At 74.0% G+C, this 17,640-nt stretch carries 18 protein-coding genes; 9 read left to right on the top strand and 9 right to left on the bottom strand.

The window, feature by feature from the left end; all coding sequences use genetic code 11:
* Positions 1 to 59 precede the first annotated feature (59 nt).
* The gene (locus tag WCD41_RS10735) at positions 60 to 665 is read right to left on the bottom strand and encodes a class I SAM-dependent methyltransferase (protein ID WP_337713422.1); all 606 of its coding nucleotides are present in this window, start codon (positions 663 to 665) and stop codon (positions 60 to 62) included.
* Positions 666 to 781: 116 nt separating this feature from the next.
* On the opposite strand from WCD41_RS10735, the gene WCD41_RS10730 reads away from it, so the two are divergent.
* Positions 782 to 1,021: a DUF8847 domain-containing protein gene (locus WCD41_RS10730; RefSeq protein WP_337713421.1), complete on the top strand. Its 240-nt coding sequence runs from the start codon at positions 782 to 784 to the stop codon at positions 1,019 to 1,021.
* On the opposite strand, the gene WCD41_RS10725 is transcribed toward WCD41_RS10730, so the two are convergent.
* Complete coding sequence (locus WCD41_RS10725) at positions 1,000 to 1,389, bottom strand: hypothetical protein (protein ID WP_337713420.1); 390 nt, start codon at positions 1,387 to 1,389, stop codon at positions 1,000 to 1,002. The two genes, WCD41_RS10730 and WCD41_RS10725, sit on opposite strands and share 22 nt — an antisense overlap.
* A 104-nt stretch (positions 1,390 to 1,493) precedes the next feature.
* Between WCD41_RS10725 and WCD41_RS10720 the strand changes: the two genes are divergently transcribed.
* Complete coding sequence (locus WCD41_RS10720) at positions 1,494 to 2,333, top strand: alpha/beta fold hydrolase (protein WP_337713419.1); 840 nt, start codon at positions 1,494 to 1,496, stop codon at positions 2,331 to 2,333.
* A gap of 3 nt (positions 2,334 to 2,336) precedes the next feature.
* On the opposite strand, the gene WCD41_RS10715 is transcribed toward WCD41_RS10720, so the two are convergent.
* Positions 2,337 to 2,966 carry a TetR family transcriptional regulator gene (locus tag WCD41_RS10715; RefSeq protein ID WP_337713418.1) on the bottom strand — a complete coding sequence of 210 codons (630 nt, stop codon included), beginning with the start codon at positions 2,964 to 2,966 and terminating at the stop codon, positions 2,337 to 2,339.
* A 101-nt stretch (positions 2,967 to 3,067) separates the two neighbouring features.
* On the opposite strand from WCD41_RS10715, the gene WCD41_RS10710 reads away from it, so the two are divergent.
* The gene (locus tag WCD41_RS10710; RefSeq protein ID WP_373695114.1) at positions 3,068 to 5,596 is read left to right on the top strand and encodes a DEAD/DEAH box helicase; all 2,529 of its coding nucleotides are present in this window, start codon (positions 3,068 to 3,070) and stop codon (positions 5,594 to 5,596) included.
* A 186-nt stretch (positions 5,597 to 5,782) separates the two neighbouring features.
* Here WCD41_RS10710 and WCD41_RS10705 read toward each other — a convergent pair whose 3' ends face one another.
* Positions 5,783 to 6,352, bottom strand: coding sequence for a MarR family transcriptional regulator (locus WCD41_RS10705; protein ID WP_337713416.1), 570 nt, complete (start codon positions 6,350 to 6,352; stop codon positions 5,783 to 5,785).
* A gap of 167 nt (positions 6,353 to 6,519) precedes the next feature.
* Positions 6,520 to 7,506 carry an AraC family transcriptional regulator gene (locus WCD41_RS10700; RefSeq protein ID WP_337713415.1) on the bottom strand — a complete coding sequence of 329 codons (987 nt, stop codon included), beginning with the start codon at positions 7,504 to 7,506 and terminating at the stop codon, positions 6,520 to 6,522.
* 123 nt (positions 7,507 to 7,629) lie between these two features.
* On the opposite strand from WCD41_RS10700, the gene WCD41_RS10695 reads away from it, so the two are divergent.
* Positions 7,630 to 8,502: an NmrA family NAD(P)-binding protein gene (locus WCD41_RS10695; protein WP_337713414.1), complete on the top strand. Its 873-nt coding sequence runs from the start codon at positions 7,630 to 7,632 to the stop codon at positions 8,500 to 8,502.
* 15 nt (positions 8,503 to 8,517) lie between these two features.
* Entirely contained in the window at positions 8,518 to 9,855 is a 1,338-nt protein-coding gene (locus WCD41_RS10690) for a cryptochrome/photolyase family protein (RefSeq protein WP_337713413.1), read from the top strand.
* Positions 9,856 to 9,858: 3 nt separating this feature from the next.
* Here the strand turns inward: WCD41_RS10690 and WCD41_RS10685 are convergent, their stop codons facing one another.
* Entirely contained in the window at positions 9,859 to 10,713 is an 855-nt protein-coding gene (locus tag WCD41_RS10685) for an exodeoxyribonuclease III (protein WP_337713412.1), read from the bottom strand.
* 123 nt (positions 10,714 to 10,836) lie between these two features.
* On the opposite strand from WCD41_RS10685, the gene WCD41_RS10680 reads away from it, so the two are divergent.
* Together WCD41_RS10680 and WCD41_RS10675 are read left to right on the top strand one after the other, a co-directional pair.
* Positions 10,837 to 12,441, top strand: a complete 1,605-nt coding sequence (locus WCD41_RS10680) for an ATP-binding SpoIIE family protein phosphatase (protein WP_337713411.1) — start codon at positions 10,837 to 10,839, stop codon at positions 12,439 to 12,441.
* Complete coding sequence (locus WCD41_RS10675) at positions 12,438 to 12,755, top strand: STAS domain-containing protein (RefSeq protein WP_337713410.1); 318 nt, start codon at positions 12,438 to 12,440, stop codon at positions 12,753 to 12,755. Before WCD41_RS10680 ends, WCD41_RS10675 begins: the two co-directional genes overlap by 4 nt.
* Before the next feature lie 12 nt (positions 12,756 to 12,767).
* Here WCD41_RS10675 and WCD41_RS10670 read toward each other — a convergent pair whose 3' ends face one another.
* Entirely contained in the window at positions 12,768 to 13,220 is a 453-nt protein-coding gene (locus WCD41_RS10670; protein ID WP_337713409.1) for an SRPBCC family protein, read from the bottom strand.
* Between the two features lie 147 nt (positions 13,221 to 13,367).
* Between WCD41_RS10670 and WCD41_RS10665 the strand changes: the two genes are divergently transcribed.
* Together WCD41_RS10665 and WCD41_RS10660 are read left to right on the top strand one after the other, a co-directional pair.
* The gene (locus WCD41_RS10665; RefSeq protein WP_337713408.1) at positions 13,368 to 14,696 is read left to right on the top strand and encodes an ATP-dependent 6-phosphofructokinase; all 1,329 of its coding nucleotides are present in this window, start codon (positions 13,368 to 13,370) and stop codon (positions 14,694 to 14,696) included.
* A gap of 81 nt (positions 14,697 to 14,777) precedes the next feature.
* Positions 14,778 to 15,905, top strand: coding sequence for a hypothetical protein (locus WCD41_RS10660; RefSeq protein WP_337713407.1), 1,128 nt, complete (start codon positions 14,778 to 14,780; stop codon positions 15,903 to 15,905).
* Here WCD41_RS10660 and WCD41_RS10655 read toward each other — a convergent pair.
* Both WCD41_RS10655 and WCD41_RS10650 read right to left on the bottom strand, forming a co-directional pair.
* The gene (locus tag WCD41_RS10655) at positions 15,902 to 16,300 is read right to left on the bottom strand and encodes an FKBP-type peptidyl-prolyl cis-trans isomerase (protein ID WP_337713406.1); all 399 of its coding nucleotides are present in this window, start codon (positions 16,298 to 16,300) and stop codon (positions 15,902 to 15,904) included. The two genes, WCD41_RS10660 and WCD41_RS10655, sit on opposite strands and share 4 nt — an antisense overlap.
* Before the next feature lie 10 nt (positions 16,301 to 16,310).
* A complete protein-coding gene (locus WCD41_RS10650; RefSeq protein WP_337713405.1) occupies positions 16,311 to 17,612 on the bottom strand; it encodes an MFS transporter in 1,302 nt (433 codons plus the stop codon).
* Positions 17,613 to 17,640: the final 28 nt, after the last annotated feature.

Here is a 17,640-nt window from a genome sequence, read left to right as displayed (position 1 = left end):
CGCCTCCCGACACCGCCGAAGAACCGTCAGAGGTGACGGTTCTATCAGGCGGGTTCCGGTCACGTGAACCGGTAGACCGTCGTGCGGGTGGTCGCCCCGCCCTCGAGGTCGGCGGTGCCGGTGATCTCGTAGCTGCCCAGCGCGGTGCAGCGGCGCCGCGGCAGGTACTCGCGGCCGGGGTCGCCGACGACGACGTCGACGCCCGCGCCGCTGGCCTCGTCGCAGAAGCGCTCGACATGCCGCGCCATGGGCTGCTCGTAGAACACGTCGCCGGCGAGGACGAGGTCGACGTCGAGCTCGACCCCGTCGACCAGCACGTCGCCGACCACCTCGACCTCGACCCCGTTCGCGGCCGCGTTGAGCGCGACGGCGGCACGGGAGCGGGCGTCGGTGTCCGAGGCGATCACCGCCGTGGCGCCCGCCTGCGCGGCGGCGATCGCCACGAGCCCGGAGCCCGACGCCAGGTCGAGCACACGGCGGCCGCGCACCAGCTCCGGGTGGTCGAGGACGTGGCGCGCCAGCGCCTGCCCGCCGACCCACGCGAACGCCCAGAACGGCGGCGCCTCCTCGTCGATGGCCGACCAGGTGCGGTGCATGTCGTCGGCGAGCAGGAGCGTGATCTCGGGGACCAATGGCGCGGTGCCAGGGGAGGTCCAGTCACGCACGCCGTCACCGTTCGTCACCGCTTGCCTCCGAAGGGACGCAGCGCCGGACGGTATTGATCCCTACGCTGGATCCGACGCACCATCCGTCCACCCACGAGCGCACCGGGGAGGCCGCCGTGACAGACGAGGACGCCGTGCTGCTCTACGTGGGCGGACCGCTCGACGGCCGCGTCGAGGTGCGCGAGGCGCGCCACGGCGCGCCCCTGCCCGTGGTCACCCACACCCACCTCCACGACGGCCCGAAGGTGGTGCACGTCTACGACCTGCACCCGCTCACCCCGGCCGCCGGTGTCTACCACCTCCGCGCGGCCGAGGTCGCCGAGGTCGCCGCCGATCAGTCGCCGGCCGCGAGGTAGCCCAGGGCGCACAGGGCGCCCCAGCCCGCGGCGACGCCCGCCGCCTTCGCCCGGTACTTCTGGTCGGGCAACGAGGTCCCGAGCAGCACCAGGTCGACGACGTCGGAGCCGACCCGCACGGCCACGGCGGTGCGCAGCGCCTTCCCCGCCGGCGCGAGGGCCATCGCCAGGCCCGAGGCCAGGTCACGGCCGCCGAGCGCGCGCACCCCGATCGCGGTGGCGGTCGGCAGCGGCGCCCCCTCGGCCTGCAGACCGGTGGGCTTGGCGAACAGCGACGGGTTGGCGATGATCGCCACGCTGTAGCCGGCGGTGGCGACGCCGAGCAGGCGCGGGAACCAGGTCAGGTCGCGGGTCTTCTTCGTGGTCACGCGCCTGTCGTACCCGCTGGGAGATCGCTTCGATCGGGAGCGATGAGTTCGGGTCCCGGGCGGCGTCACACTCCCCGACGATTCCCTCTCCTCCGGAGGCCCCCGTGACCGTCCCCGCCGCGACCCCGATCTCCGACGCCCTCGCCGTGCCCGGCGCCCGCCTCCACCACGAGGTCCGCGGCGCCGGCCCGCTGGTGGTCCTGCTCGGCACGCCGATGGACGCCGACGCCTTCGCGGGCCTCGCCAACCTGCTCGCGGCCGACCACACCGTGCTCACCACCGACGTCCGCGGCATCGGCCGCAGCCCGGTGGACGACCCGGACGCGTCGCCCACGCTGTCCACCCGCGCCGACGACGTGGCCCGCCTGATCCGCCACGTCGGCGCCGACGGGCCGGTCACCCTGTTCGGCTCCAGCGGCGGCGCCGTCACCGCGCTGGCCGTGGCGCTGGAGCATCCCGACCTCGTCGACACCGTCGTCGCCCACGAGCCGCCGCTGGTCGAGCTGCTGCCCGACCGCGACGAGCGCCACGTCGGCGAGGACGTCGTCATCGAGCGCTGGTTCGCGGGCGACCACGCCGGCTCGTGGCGCGCGTTCCTGGAGAACGCGGCCATCCGCATGCCCGAGGAGGTGTTCCAGATGGTGTTCGCGGGCGAGCCCGACGCCGCGGCGAAGGCCGACGGCGACTACCAGAACGCGCACCTCCTGCGGCCGACGACGCACTTCCGGCCCGATGTGGACGCCCTGCGCACGGGCACGCCGCGGATCGTCGTCGGCATCGGCGAGGACTCGGCCGGCCAGCTCTGCGACCGCACCTCGCGGGCGCTCGCCGACGCGCTGGGGATCGCACCGACGCTCTTCCCCGGCGACCACGTCGGCTTCGCCGAGGACCCCGCCGCGTTCCTCCCGGTGCTGCGGGCGGTGCTGCCCGGCCGCGCCACGTGACGGTCAGTCGGGCAGGTGCAGGATCAGCCGCAGCACGCGGCTGTAGAGGTCGGCGGGCACGCGCTCCTCGCCGAGGACGCGGCGCAGCCGGATCATGCCGTGGAACAGCGCCGCCGCGGCGACGACGAACTCGTCGTCACGGACCACGCTGCGCACGGCGGGGTCCATCGCGTCCCAGTCGTGCGAGAGGCGGTCGTTCGCGAAGCGGGCCATGCGCATCTCGTGCTCGGCGAGGCGGTCGGCGAACTCCGGGTGGCGCACGGCGTAGAGCCAGGTCTCGGCGTCGAGCAGCGCCTCCTCGCGGGAGTCGGCGACGTCGGAGACGAGGCGGTCGAGCGCGGCGAAGGTCTCCTGGGGGTCGTCGTGCACCACCGCGGACATCGCGGTCACGTCCGCCGAGGTCTGCGCCTCGACGAGCGCGGTGAACAACGCCTCCTTGCTGGCGAAGTGCACGTACACCGAGCCGACCGAGACGCCCGCGGTCCGCGCGATCTCCTCCACCGACGCGGGCCCGTACCCGCGCTCGGCGAACACGCGACGTGCGGCCTCCAGCAGGGCCTCGCGGGTGCGGGCCTTGGTCTCCGCGCGCCGACCGGTCCGCGGCCGCGTCGTCACTTCGTCACTCCGGGTCACGCCTACTCCTCCTGCCACCGAGCGGCCCAACGACGGCAGGCGCTTCCAGTGACGCATCGTAACCCGCGGGGCTCCTCAGGAGTGGCGCCCGATCCACGACAATGGGCACCGTGACCACCTCGACCGCGCTCCTGCCCACGCCCGGCGCGGACCCGGACGACATCTACGAGGGCTTCGCCGCGTGGGCCGCCGAACGGGGTCTCGAGCTCTACCCGGCGCAGTCGGAGGCGCTCATCGAGCTCGTCTCGGGGTCGAACGTCATCCTGTCGACGCCGACGGGCTCGGGGAAGTCGCTCGTCGCCCTCGGCGCCCACGTCACGGCGATGTCGCGCGGGCAGCGGTCGGTGTACACGGCGCCCATCAAGGCGCTGGTCTCGGAGAAGTTCTTCGCCCTGGGCTCCCAGCTCGGGTACGCCAACGTCGGGATGCTCACCGGCGACGCCGCCGTGAACCCCGAGGCGCCGGTGATCTGCTGCACCGCCGAGGTGCTGGCCAACTGGGCGCTGCGCGAGGGTCGTGACGCCGAGGTCGGCCAGGTCGTCATGGACGAGTTCCACTACTACGCCGACGCCGAGCGCGGCTGGGCCTGGCAGGTCCCGCTGCTCGAGCTGCCGCAGGCCCAGTTCCTGCTCATGTCGGCGACCCTCGGTGACGTGTCCTTCTTCGCCGAGGACCTGACGCGGCGGACCGGCCGCGAGACCGCCGTCGTCGCCCACACCGAGCGCCCGGTCCCGCTGTCGTTCCGCTACGCGACCACGCCGCTGCACGAGACGATCACCGAGCTGCTCTCCGGCCAGCAGGCGCCGGTCTACATCGTCCACACCACCCAGGCCGCCGCGATCGAGCAGGCGCAGGCGCTGATGAGCCTGAACGTGTCGTCGAAGGCGGAGAAGGAGCGGATCGCCGACCTCATCGGCGCGTTCCGCTTCACCGCCGGCTTCGGCAAGACCCTCTCGCGCCTCGTGCGCCACGGCATCGGCGTGCACCACGCCGGCATGCTGCCCAAGTACCGCCGGCTCGTGGAGACACTCGCCCAGGCCGGGCTGCTCAAGCTCATCTGCGGCACCGACACCCTCGGCGTCGGCATCAACGTCCCCATCCGCACGGTGCTGTTCACCGCGCTGACGAAGTTCGACGGCCAGCGGGTGCGCCACCTGCGTGCCCGCGAGTTCCACCAGGTCGCGGGCCGCGCCGGGCGCGCGGGGCACGACGTCGCCGGCTACGTCGTCGCCCAGGCCCCCGAGCACGAGGTGGAGAACGCGAAGCGCCTCGCCAAGGCCGGCGACGACGTCAAGAAGCAGCGGCGCGTGGTGCGGGTCAAGCCGCCCGAGGGCTTCGTGTCGTGGTCGGAGAAGACCCTCGAGCGGCTGATCGAGGCCCAGCCCGAGCAGCTCACCAGCCAGTTCCGGGTGTCGACGGCGATGCTGCTGCAGGTCGCCCAGCGCCGGCAGCCGTTCTTCGCCGCGATGCGCCACCTGCTCGAGGACAACCACGCCGACCGACCGACCCAGCGCCGCCTGATCCTGCGCGCGATCGCGCTCTACCGGGGGCTCATCGAGGCCGACGTCGTCGAGCGGATCGAGGGCCCCGACGGCCCCGACGTGCGCCTCGTCGACGACCTCCAGGTCGACTTCGCCCTCAACCAGCCGCTGTCGCCGTTCGCGCTCGCGGCGTTCGACCTGCTGGACAAGGAGTCGCCGACCTACGCGCTCGACATGGTCTCGGTGGTCGAGTCGACCCTCGACGACCCGAAGCAGATCCTGCGCGCGCAGGAGAACCAGGCCCGCGGCGAGGCCGTGCAGGCGATGAAGGCCGAGGGCATCGAGTACGACGAGCGCATGGAGCTGCTCGAGGACGTGACGTGGCCGAAGCCGCTCGCCGAGCTGCTCGAGGGTGCCTACGAGTCCTACCGCTCCGGCCACCCGTGGGTCGCCGACCACGAGCTCTCGCCGAAGGCCGTGGTCCGCGACCTCTACGAGCGCGCGATGACGTTCACCGAGTACGTGTCGTACTACAAGATCGCGCGCTCCGAGGGCCTCGTCCTGCGCTACCTCACCGACGCCTTCCGCGCGCTGCGCCAGACGATCCCCGAGGCGGCGCGCACCGAGGACCTCGACGACCTCGTCGCCTGGCTCGGCGAGCTCGTCCGCCAGACCGACTCGTCGCTGCTCGACGAGTGGGAGAACCTCGCCAATCCCAGCGAGCTGGACGCGGCCGGTGACGACGCCCGCCCCGTCGACCAGGGCCCGCCGCCGGTGACGCGCAACGAGCGCGCGTTCCGGGTGCTGGTGCGCAACGAGATGTTCCGCCGGGTCGAGCTGTTCGCCCGCCGCTCCCCCGCCGAGCTCGCGGCGCTCTCCGACGACGGCCCGGGCGCCGCGTTCTGGACCGAGGCGATCGAGGGCTACTTCGCCGAGTACGACGAGCTCGGCGCGGGCCCCGACGCCCGTGGGCCGGCGTTCTACCGCGTCACCGTCGACGGGCGGACCTGGCACGTCCGCCAGGTGCTCGACGACCCCGAGAACGACCACGACTGGTCCATCACCGCCGACGTCGACCTCGACGCCTCCGACGAGCTGGGCGCGGCGGTCGTGCACGTCACCGCCGCCGGTCCGATGTCCGGCACCTGAGCGATCAGGAATCGAGAAGCCCGGCCCGCGGTGGGTTCCCTAGCGTCGGTGATCCCCTGATCGCCCGACGAAGGAGTGGACCATGGCCCGTACGAGTCGCGTGGTGCGGCAGACCCACCGCTGGATCAGCATGCTGTTCGTGGTGACGGTCGTCGCGACCACGAGCGCCCTGGCCCTCGGCAGCACCTAGTGGCGGGCCCACCACGGCAGGGCCGGGTCGGCCTCGCACCGGGCCCGGCGTTCGGCGAGGATGCGACGCCGGACCGTGCCCTCCGCCATCGCCCGGGCGTGGGTGAAGAGGACGTCACCGAGCCGCACGACGACGCCGGCGACGAGCGAGTGCCGGCCCTCCCGGATTCCCCGCTCGGCAACGAGCACGCGGACCTCACGCCGGAACTGGCCGCGGAGGTCGGCGAGCAGCTCGTCGCGTGCCCGGTGCGGCCTCAGGCGGACGTGGATCTCCTGCTCACGGTCCCGGGCGAGCTCCCGCACCACGTGGCCGTCGGCCTCGAGACGGCGCAGCATCTTCGCGACGGCGCTGCGCGTCAGCCCGAGCTGCTCGCCGAGCCGGCCGCTCGAGATCGGTCCGCGCCGCCGGCAGAGGTCGAGACAGAGCGCCTCCGTCGCCGAGAGCCCGAGCCGGCGGGCGACCTCCTCGCGGTACCACTGCACCGCCGGCCCGAGCTCGTCCAGCACCACGGTGACCAGCTCGTCGGTGGCGTCCTCCTCCTGCTGCTGTCGCTCGGTGTGGTCCACGCGGGCCAGGGTCGCGGACCGCCGGCCGCTGCAGGGCCGGAACAGCAGAAGCCGACCCGTGTCCTCAGGACACGGGTTCGCGGGGGCACCTCGCCCTCCCGCGGCCCCGACCCCACCACCACCACCGCAGGCGACCCGTGTCCTGAGGACACGGGTCAGCCACCCGCTCACGCCCCGAGCAGCAGTTCCTCCCCGCGCGGGCGGGCGCGGACGGAGCCCGGCGGGGTGCCGACGACGCGGCGGAACGCCCGGCTGAACGCCGCCTCGGAGCGGTAGCCCAACGCCGCGGCGACGGCGGCCACGGTCGTGTCGCCCTCGCGCAGGCGGTCGTGGGCGACCAGCATCCGCCAGCGCGTCACGTACGCCATCACCGGCTCGCCGACGAGGGCGGTGAAGCGGGCGGCGAAGGTCGAGCGGGACAGGGCGAGCTCGCGGGCCAGGCCCGCGACCGTCCAGTCGCGTGCGGGGTCGGCGTGGACGAGCGCGAGCGCGCGGCCGATGTCGGGGTCCGCGAGCGCGCCGAGCCACCCGGTGCGGGCCGCCGGGTCGTGGGAGAGCCACGCGCGCAGCATCTGCACGACGAGCACGTCGGCGAGGCGGGTGATCACGGCTTCCCCGCCGGGGCGGGTCTCCTCCACCTCGAGCGCGATCAGCCGCAGCGTGTCGTGCAGGCGGGCGGTCAGCGGCGAGACCGGCACGTGGACGATGTCGGGCATCAGCGCGACGAGCCGCTCCGCCATCGGGTGCTCGAGGCGGACCGCGCCGCAGATCATGGTCGTGGGCGCGCCGTCGCCGCCGTAGGTGATCGTCGCGTAGCGGTCGCCGTACCAGGTGTGCGGCAGCGTCAGGACGTTCGGCGCCGGTGAGCGGGGCGGCGGGTCGACCGAGCGCAGCTCGTGGCCCTCGCCGCGCGGCAGCAGCACCACGTCGGACGGCGCCAGCGTCACCTCGTCCTCGGGGTCGTCGCCGACCACGATCGTCGCCGTGCCCGAGGTGACGACGTGGAACCAGAGACAGCTCGGCGTGCGGGGCAGCATCAGGGCGAACGGCGCCCGCAGGTCCGACGAGCAGTAGAACGTCCCGTTCATCCGCAGGACGTGCAGGGCCGCGCCGACGGCGTCGGACGGGGTCCAGGGCGGCTGGACGACGGTCACGGCAGCCAGGCTCCAGCACCGTGGACGATCGAGCAAGACACTCGGCGTCACGGTGATGGTTCGTCCGGCTCTCCGGCAGCAGGCTCGGAGCAGCAGATCGAGCCACACCGAGGAGACGCCATCATGATCACTGTTCTGGGAGCGAGTGGGAACACCGGCGGCCGGGTCGTCCGCCGGCTGCGGGATGCCGGGGTGCCGGTGCGTGCCGTCGGGCGTGACGCCGCCCGCCTCGCCGACGCCGTCGCCCGCGGCGCCGAGCCGACGGTCGGCGACATCACCGACTCCGGGTTCCTCACCGACGCGATGACCGGTGCCGACGCGGCCTACGTCCTCATGCCGCTCGACGTCACGGCACCCGGCTACCGGACGCAGCAGGAGCAGGTGGGCCGCGCGATCGCGACGGCGCTCGCGGCGGCCCGGGTCCCGCGGGTGGTCGCGCTGAGCTCGCTGGGCGCCGACATCGAACGCGGCACCGGCTTCCTCGAGACGCTGTACGCCCAGGAGCAGCGGCTGGACGCGCTCGACGCGCAGGTGACGCTCCTGCGCCCCGGACTGTTCTTCGAGTCGTTCCTGCCCTCGCTCGCGCCGATGCAGGCGACCGGCGTGCACCACGACACCGTCGACCCGGACGTCGTGCTGCCGATGGTCGCCACCGCCGACGTGGGCGACGCCGCCGCGCAGGCGCTGCTCGACCCGTCCGCCTCCGGGGTGCGCGAGGTGCAGGGACCCGAGGACGTGACCATGCCCGACGCCGTCGCCCGGCTCGGCGCGGTGCTGGGCACGCCCCTGCGCTACGAGCAGGCGCCCGACGACGTCATGCGCGCGGTGCTGGTCGAGGCCGGGCTGCCCGCCGACCTCGTCGAGGAGCAGCTCGCGATGAACGCGGCGTTCAACCGCGGCACCGTGCGCAGCCGCGCGGGCCGGTCCCCGGCGACCACGAGCCCGACGACCCTCGAGCAGTGGGCCGCGACGCTGGTGAGTACCGCGCGCCCCTGACGGGAACGCGCCCCCGTGACGACCGTGTGCCTGTTCACCCGCGACCTGCGGGTCCACGACCAGCCCGTCCTCCACGCCGCCGCCGAGCAGTCCGACGGGCAGGTCGTGCCGCTGTTCGTCGTCGACGACGCGATCGAGGGCTTCCGGGTGCCGAACCGGGCGCGCTTCCTCGCCGAGTCGCTGGCCGACCTCGACGCGGGCCTGCGTGACGCAGGAGCGCGGCTGGTCGTGCGGCGGGGTGACGTGGCCGCGGAGGTCCGGAAGGTCGCCGAGGAGGTCGACGCCACCGCCGTGCACGTCGCCGGCGACGTCAGCGCCTACGCCGGGCAGCGGCGCGGGGCGCTCGAGGACGCCCTCGGCGACCGGGAGCTCGTCGTGCAAGACGCCGTCGTCACCGTCGTCTCCCCCGGCACGATCACGCCGACCGGCGGCGACCACTTCAAGATCTTCACGCCGTACCACCGGAAGTGGGCGGACGTGGAGACCCGCGAGCCCCTCGACCCGCCCCGCGGGCTCCGGCTGCCGAAGGGCGTCAAAGCCGGCGCGGTGCCGAAGGCGAAGGACCTCACCGACGGGGACACCGCGCCGGGCCTGCTGCCCGGTGGCGAGAAGGCCGCCCGCGCGCGCCTCGACGACTGGCTCGACCGCATCGACGAGTACGCGCAGGGCCAGGACCTCCCGGCCCGGGACGGGACGTCGCGCCTCTCGCCGTACCTGCACTTCGGGTGCCTCTCGCCGACGGAGATCGCGCGGCGGGCCGGGACGGGGTCCGAGGCGGCGGCCCAGTTCGTCCGCCAGCTGGCGTGGCGGGACTTCCACCACCAGACGCTCGCCGCCGTGCCCCGCGCGTCGCGGCAGGACTACCGCGACCGCGGCGATCGGTGGCGGCGGGACGACGACGAATTCGCGGCGTGGGCGGAGGGCCGCACCGGGGTGCCGATCGTCGACGCCGGCATGCGCCAGCTGCACCACGAGGGCTGGATGCACAACCGCCTGCGGCTGATCACGGGGAGCTTCCTGACCAAGTCGCTCTACCTCGACTGGCGCCTCGGCGCGCGGCACTTCCTCGACCACCTCGTCGACGGCGACGTCGCCAACAACCAGATGAACTGGCAGTGGGTGGCGGGCACGGGCACCGACACGCGCCCGAACCGCGTCCTCAACGTCATCACCCAGGCCCGCCGGTACGACCCCGACGGCGAGTACGTGCGCCGCTGGGTGCCGGAGCTCGCCGAGCTGGAGGGCAAGAAGATCCACGAGCCCTGGACGAGCGGCACCGAGGTGGACTACCCGGACCCGATCGTCGACCTCGACCACGTCGGCGAGACGTTCCGGGCCGCGCGGGGTGCCTGAGCGCTACTTCTTGCGCGAGCCGCCCTTCTTGGCCCCGAGCGAGGGCGGCGGCACCACGGGACCGATGTCGCCGTCGGGCGCCTCGTCGAGGTCGAGGATCACCGGCGCGTGGTCGGACGGACCGGAGCCCTTGCGCGCCTGGCGGTCGACCCAGAGCGCGGCACGCCGCTGCGCCACCGGTCCGCCGGCGAGCACCAGGTCGATGCGCATGCCGCGGTCCTGGTGGAACGCGCCGCCGCGGTAGTCCCAGTAGGTGAAGACCTTCTCGTCGGGCCAGCGCTCGCGGGTGACGTCGTGCAGCCCCGTCTTCAGCAGGGCCGCGAGGGCCTCGCGCTCGGGGGGCGTGACGTGGGTGGACTCGGCGAACGCCTCGACGGAGTAGACGTCGGGGTCGGCCGGCGCGATGTTGAAGTCGCCCGCGACGACCGCGGAGTCCGCCCCGGCGGACTCGACGCGGGCGCGCAGCGCGGCGAGCCACTCGAGCTTGTAGGCGTAGTGGGGATCGGCCGGGTCGCGGCCGTTGGGCACGTACACCGACGTCACCCGCAGGCCGCCGCACGTCGCGGTGACCGCCCGCGCCTCCTGGTGGGGGTAGCCGGGGCCGCCGAGCAGCCCCTCCTCGACGTCGTCGAGCCCGACGCGCGAGAGCAGGGCGACGCCGTTCCACCGGCCCTCGCCGTGGTGGGCGACCGCGTACCCGCGCTCGGCCAACGGGGCGGCGAACGACTCGGCGAACGCCTCGTCGGACAGCTTCGTCTCCTGCAGGCAGACCACGTCGGGCGCGCGCTCGTCGAGCCAGCCGAGCAGCCGCGGCTCGCGCGCCTTCGCCGAGTTCACGTTCCACGTCGCCAGTCGCACGCCCGTCACGCTATCCGGGGGCACCGACGGGCACGCCGACCGGCGTCGTCACCGGAGATGCTGATTCGTTTCGGTGCCAGGAGCGTTCCGTGACGTCGGGGGCGCGTACTAGCGTTCCGCCCCATGACGGCGTCGAGCTCCGTGACCGACGAGGATCGGCTGCGGCGCATCGAACAGATCACCGACACGACGCTCGCGCACCTGGACACGGAGGACCTGCTCGTCGAGCTGCTCGACCGTGTCCGTGTCCTGCTCGGGGCCGACACGGCCGCCGTCCTGCTGCTCGACGCCGCCGGCGACAACCTCGTCGCCACGGCCGCGCGGGGCATCGAGGAGGAGGTGCGCCAGGGGGTCCGCATCCCGGTCGGGAAGGGCTTCGCGGGGCGCATCGCCGCCGAGCGCCGGCCGGTCGTCATCGACGAGGTCGACCACTCGAACGTCATGAACCCGATCCTTCGCGAGAAGGACATCCGCTCCCTGCTGGGCGTCCCCCTGCTCATCGAGGGCAGCGTCCTCGGCGTCCTGCACGTCGGCACCCTGCGCCCGCGGCTGTTCACCTCCGACGACGCGGACCTGCTGCAGACCGCGGCCGACCGCATCTCGCTGGCCACGCGCACCCACCTCGCCGGCCTCGACCGGGCCGCGGCGTCGGCGCTGCAGCGCAGCCTCATGCCGGGCGCGCTCCCGCGGGTCACGGGCATCGACTTCGCGGCGCGCTACGTGCCCGGCGAGGCCGGCGGGCTCGGCGGCGACTGGTACGACGTGTTCGGACTGCCCTCGGGACGGCTCGGCGTCGTCATCGGCGACGTGGTGGGGCGTGGCCTGCAGGCCGCGGTCGTCATGGGCCGGCTGCGCAGCGCGCTGCGGGCGTTCGCCCTCGAGGAGGAGGACCCGGCGGAGGTGCTCGAGCGGCTGGACGCGAACGTCCAGCACTTCGAGGAGAACGTGATGGCGACCGTGCTCTACGCGATCGTCGAGCCGTCGCTGGAGTCGTTGTCGCTGTCGACGGCGGGGCACCTGCCGCCGGTGATGGCGCGGTCGGGCCACCCGGCGGCGCTGGTCAACGTGCCGGTGGACCTCCCCGTGGGCGTCTCGGTCGGGCCACCGCGGCGGACCACGACGATCGAGCTCCCACCGCAGTCGCTGCTCTTCCTCTACACCGACGGCCTCGTCGAGCGGCGGGGGCGCTCGCTGGACAGCGGGCTCGACGCGATGTGCGAGGTGATCGACGCGGACACCGACGCCGACGCCGTGTGCGCCACGGTGCTGCACCGCATGATCGGCGGGGACCCGGTGCACGACGACGTCGCCATGCTCGTGGTGCGGCGGGGGGTGACGCCGGCGGTGGTGCCGCTGAACATCGTCGTCCCGGCCGTGCCGAAGGTGCTCGCCGACATCCGGGCCGCCGTGCGCCGCTGGCTCGCCGCCGCGGGCGCCACCGGCGAGGACATGGCCGACATCCTCGTCGCCGCGGGGGAGGCCGCGTCCAACGTCGTCGAGCACGCCTACGGGCCGTCCGGCGGCACCCTGACGCTGCAGATGGAGCGCGAGGGCTCCTCGGTGGTGACGACCGTGCGGGACAACGGCCGGTGGCGCTCGGCGCGCGGACACAACCGCGGGCGCGGCACGGCGCTGATCCGGCAGTGCAGTGACGAGATGGACGTCATCGCCGGGGCCGGCGGCACGACGGTGACCTTCCGACGACGCATCACGGGGGACGTGCGATGACCGACGCGAGCGTCGTCGTCCGGCCGGACGGCCACGACGTGCGCATCCGGATCGGCGGCGAGGTCGACCTCGAGAACGCGAACGACGTCGAGGACCAGCTGGCCGCGGCGATCCCGAACGAGACCAACGCCGTGACCCTCGAGCTGGCCGAGCTCGAGTACCTCGACAGCGCGGGCCTGCGCGTCCTGTTCGCGCTGGCCGCGCGCCTCGAGGTCCTGCAGATCGAGCTGCGCGTGGACGTGCCGCCCGGCTCGCACACCCGCCGGGTGCTGCAGCTCTCCGGGTTCGAGAGCCTGGCGTCGCTGGAGGCCTGAGGGGTCCGGGTCCTAGGCCTCGGCCCGGCGGCGCACCGCGTCGAGGGTCTCCTCCATGCCGCGTCGGTTGGCGGCGGGCACGTCCCACGCCCGGGCGCGGCCGACGACGTTGGCGAGCGGTGTGCGGCGGTCCTGCCAGAACTGCTCGACGCGCGTCCCGCCGTCCTGCGGCGTCAGGCGGAAGCCCCACCGCGCGACCGACTGACCCATGAGGGCGACGTCCCAGCTGATCTCGCGCTGCGGGGCGTACTCGACGACGGTGCCCGTGGTCGACCAGCGCAGCAGGCCCTTGCGGTTGTGGCCCTTGAACCGCGCGCCCGGCGCCGGCCCGGTGGCGCCGCCGAGCCAGTCGACGCGGTGGCACTCCGGGGAGATGGCCCCGATCCGGGCCGGGTCGCCCACGAGGTCCCACACGCGCTCGGCGGGGGCCTCGACGGTGCGGGTGACGACGATGTCCTCGGCCACGGGGACCTCCGGGGTCGGCGGGAGATGATCTGGGAGCAGGCGCACTGTAGGGACCGCGGGCGGGCGGCGCTGGGCTATCGTGACCGATACAGACCCGGTAGCACCGTCGCGCCGGTCCCGTGCCCGCCGATGACCCGGGAGTCTCCCGTGACGCTCGAGCTCGACGATCTGCGCGTTCGCACCCTCGGCGAATGCCACCACGATTCCCCGTTCGCCGAGATGCTCGCGACCAAGCGGACGTCGCCGCACTACGTGCACGAGGACGACCGCGTCCTGGTCGACGACACGGTGTCGGTGCTGCTCTCCCGGGGCGTCCCGATCGACCGGCTGCCCAGCCTCGAGGCGGCCGGGCCCCGCCGGAAGGTCTACTTCGACCCGGCGGCCACCCGCGTCGGCATCGTGACGTGCGGGGGGCTGTGCCCCGGGCTCAACGACGTCATCCGCGGCATCGTGCAGGAGCTCACCGAGCACTACCACGTGGCCCGCATCTACGGCTTCCGCAACGGCTACGCCGGGCTGACGCGCCAGCACCGCGAGCGCGTCGTCGAGCTGGACCTGCACGCCGTCCGCGACATCAACAACGACGGCGGCACGATCCTCGGCAGCTCGCGCGGCGACCAGAGCCCCGAGGAGATGGTCGACACCCTCGTCGAGCTCGGCATCCACGTGCTGTTCGTCATCGGCGGCGACGGCAGCATGCGCGGCGCCATGAAGATCACCCAGGAGATCGACTCCCGCGGGCTCGACGTCGCGGTGATCGGCATCCCGAAGACGATCGACAACGACCTGCCCTACACCGACCAGAGCTTCGGGTTCCAGACGGCGTTCGCGCAGTCCACCGAGTTCATCGCGTCGGTGTTCGTCGAGTCGCAGGCCGCGGAGAACGGCGTCGGCATCGTCAAGCTCATGGGCCGGCACTCGGGCTTCATCGCCTGCTACGCCGCGCTGTCCAACAACGACGCCGACTTCGTGCTGATCCCCGAGGTGCCGTTCGTGCTCGAGGGTCCGCACGGGGTGCTGCGCCGCATCGAGGACCACGTCCGCCGGCACGGGCAGGTGGTCATCGTGGTCGCGGAGGGCGCGGGTCAGGAGCTCCTCGAGCAGGAGGGCGGCACCACCGACGCGTCGGGCAACACCAAGCTCGGCGACATCGGGCTCTTCCTCAAGCAGAAGGTGACCGACCACCTCACCGAGGTCGGACTTCCGCCGACGGTGCGCTACCTCGACCCCAGCTACGCCATCCGCAGCGTCGCCGCGAACGCCTACGACAGCGTCTACTGCGTGCGACTCGCCCACGCCGCGGTGCACGCCGGGATGGCCGGGCGCACCGAGACCGTGGTCGTGCGGTGGCGTCGCCGGTTCGTCCACATCCCGATGGGGCTGATCACCTCGCACCGCAACCAGGTGGATCCCGACGGCGACCTGTGGATGTCGGTGCTGGAGGCCACGGGCCAGCCGGCCTCGTTCGAGCCCTGAGCGCACGTTCCGTCAGCACTGTTGGCCCATGTGGGCGATGTCCGAATTGCTCGTGCCCGGTAGTCGTCGCACAATGTGACGGTGGGTGTCGCGGTCGGGCCGCCCGGCCGGGTGCTGCTGGCGCGCGCCCGCGCCCACGAGGGGGCGGGGCGGTACGAGCAGGCGTGGAGCGACCTGCGCCGCGCGGCCGCCGCGGCCCGCGAGGCCGACGACCCGGACCTCGAGATCACCGTGCTGCGCCGGCTCGGCGGCGACGTCCCGATCGCCCTCGGCGTGCCGCCCACCGAGTGCGTGACGCACCTGCGCCACGGGCTGCGCCGGGCCGCGTCCGTCGGTGACCGCGCCGCGGAGGCCGACCTCCGCGCCCGCCTCGCCGTCCTCGCGACCCACGACCTGCGCTTCGGCGAGGCCCTCGAGCAGGGCCGCCGCGCGGTGGCGGCCGGCCGGGCCGCCGGGGACGGGCACGCCCTGCTCGCCGGGCTCGACGGGCTGCGGACCGTGTACGCCCATACGGGGATGGTCGACGAGCTCGCCGGCGTGGTCGCGGAGCTCGCGACGGTGCCGGACCCGCGGTCCTGGACCGTGTTCGAGGGCGCCCTCCCGGCGGTCGCCGCCGGCCGCTTCGGCGAGGCCCGCGCCCGGGTCGCGGAGGCGATCGTCCTCGCCGGGGACGGCGCGCACGCCGGCTGGTTCCTCGCGCACGAGGGCTGGATCGCGCGTCAGCAGGGCGACCTCGACGAGGCCGCCGAGGTCGGCCGGCGCGCCGTCGCGCTGACCACGGCGCCGATCGGGGAGCACCGGTGGTGGACGGCGGCCGCGTGCGCCCTGCTCGCCACGACGCTGCTCGCCCGCGGCGAGACCGCCGAGGCCCGCGGCGTCGCCGGGCACGGGCTGGCGGCCGCCGGACCGGGCGCCGTGGCCGGGGCGCGGTTGCGGTGCCTGGCCGTCCTGGCGGAGGCGGGGGACGCGGTCGAGCATCCCGCGCTCCCCGCCGACATCGCGCTCCTGGAGGCCGATCGCCTGCTCGCCGGCGTGACGGGGCCACCGGCCACGGCCTGGCTGCTCGGCGCGGACGCCTACGCCTCGGTGGCCCGCGCCTGGCGCGCCCGCGGCCGGGCCGCACGGGCGCGGGACACGCTGGACCCGCTGCTCGCCGCGGCTCGGGCCCACGGCTGGCGCCGGCTGGCCGAGCAGGCCGAGCGGCTCTAGTTGACCTTGACGAGGTCCACGACGAACACCAGGTGCGCGTTCGCCGGGATCACCGGCGGCACACCGCGGTCGCCGTAGCCCTGGTGCGGCGGGACGACGAGGATCCGCCGGCCGCCCTCACGCATCCCCGAGATGCCGAGCTTGAAGCCGTCGATGACACCGTTGAGCGGGAACTCGACCGGCTGGCCGCCGCGGCCCCAGGACGAGTCGAACTCGCCGGAGTCCGAGACGCGGATGCCCTGGTACTGAACCTGCACGGTGTCGCGCGGCCCGGCCTCGGTGCCGCCGCCGACCACGAGGTCGGTGATGTCGAGGTCGTTCGGCAGGGTGTCGGGGGTGACCGACGCGCCGGGGGCGCGGGTCAGGTCGTCGGTGTTGTCCACGGTGACTGCCATGTCCGAGACCCTACGGACGTGACGAGCCGGCCCCGGCAGCGGTCGCGAGCTCCTCGTCCTCGCGCGGGTCGTGGTCGCGGCCCAGCGCCAGCCCGACCGCGGAGAGCACGCAGGCGAGCGCGACGTAGCCCGCCGCAGCGGCCCAGCCGAGGTCGGCCTGCAGCGAGGTGAGCAGCAGCGGGGCGAGCGCGCCGCCGAGGACCCCCGCGACCGTGTAGCCCAGCGACGAGCCGGTGGAGCGCAGGCGCGGGCTGAACTGCTCGGTGATGAACGCCGCCTGGGGTCCGTAGGCGGCGGCGTGCAGCGCGAGCCCGACCACGACGCCGAGCACGAGCAGGCCGAACGAGCCGGAGCCGACCATGGGGAAGAGCGCGAACACCCAGACGCCGATGCCCACCACCGCGGCCAGCGACACGGCGCGGCGGTTCCAGCGGTCGGACAGCGCCCCGAACGCCGGCACGAGGCCGAGCTGCAGCGCCGAGCCGACGAGCACGGCGGAGAGCACCGCGGCGCGCTCGAACCCGGCGGTGCGGGTGGCGTAGGTGAGCACGTAGACCGTCAGCAGGGAGTAGGCGACGTCGGGCCCGAGGCGGGAGAGGATCGCGGCGGCGAGCCCGCGCGGCTGGGTGGTGACGACCTCGCGGACCGGGCTGGCCGCGGTCTCCCCCGACTCCTGCAGCGCCCGGAACACCGGCGTGTCCTCGAGCGTGAGACGGATCCACAGCCCGAACGCGACGAGCACGGCCGAGAGCAGGAACGCGACGCGCCAGCCCCACGACAGCAGCTGCTCGCCGGTGAGCGTGGCGGCGAGGACCGCGAAGACGCCGTTGGCCATCAGGTTGCCCGCCGGCGGCCCGATCTGCGCCGCCGAGGACCAGAACCCGCGACGGCGGGGATCCCCGAACTCCCCGGAGAGCAGCACCGCGCTCCCCCACTCGCCCCCGACGCCGACACCCTGGGCGAAGCGCAGCAGCACGAGCACGATCGGCGCCGTCACACCGATCGTCCCGTAGGTGGGCAGCAGGCCGATGAGCACGGTGGCCGCGCCGATCAGCAGCAGCGTCGTCACCAGGACGCGCTTGCGCCCGAGGGTGTCGCCGAGCCGCCCGAACACGAACCCGCCCACCGGCCGCGAGATGTAGCCGACCGCGAACGTCGTGAAGGCGAGCAGGACGCCGGTCAGCGGGTCCGAGCCCGGGAAGAACAGCTGGGGGAACACCAGCGCGGACGCCGTGCCGTAGACCGCGAAGTCGTAGTACTCCAGCGACGTCCCCGACAGGGACGCGACGAACGCCTTCCCTCTGGCTGCCATGTGAGTGAAATTCCCGGTCATGGCCGGG

The sequence above is a fragment of the Actinomycetospora aeridis genome, from assembly GCF_037400275.1.
Lineage (GTDB): Bacteria > Actinomycetota > Actinomycetes > Mycobacteriales > Pseudonocardiaceae > Actinomycetospora > Actinomycetospora aeridis.
Note: the sequence above shows the minus strand (reverse complement) of the source record. Positions and strands in the feature narration are given on the sequence as shown.

Coding starts and splice junctions, on each gene's coding strand:
- WCD41_RS10695 (WP_337713414.1), top strand. CDS start 7,630: ATGATCACTGTTCTGGGAGCGAGTGGGAACACCGGCGGCCGGGTCGTC.
- WCD41_RS10710 (WP_373695114.1), top strand. CDS start 3,068: ATGGGCACCGTGACCACCTCGACCGCGCTCCTGCCCACGCCCGGCGCG.
- WCD41_RS10675 (WP_337713410.1), top strand. CDS start 12,438: ATGACCGACGCGAGCGTCGTCGTCCGGCCGGACGGCCACGACGTGCGC.
- WCD41_RS10650 (WP_337713405.1), bottom strand. CDS start 17,612: ATGGCAGCCAGAGGGAAGGCGTTCGTCGCGTCCCTGTCGGGGACGTCG.
- WCD41_RS10680 (WP_337713411.1), top strand. CDS start 10,837: ATGACGGCGTCGAGCTCCGTGACCGACGAGGATCGGCTGCGGCGCATC.
- WCD41_RS10655 (WP_337713406.1), bottom strand. CDS start 16,300: ATGGCAGTCACCGTGGACAACACCGACGACCTGACCCGCGCCCCCGGC.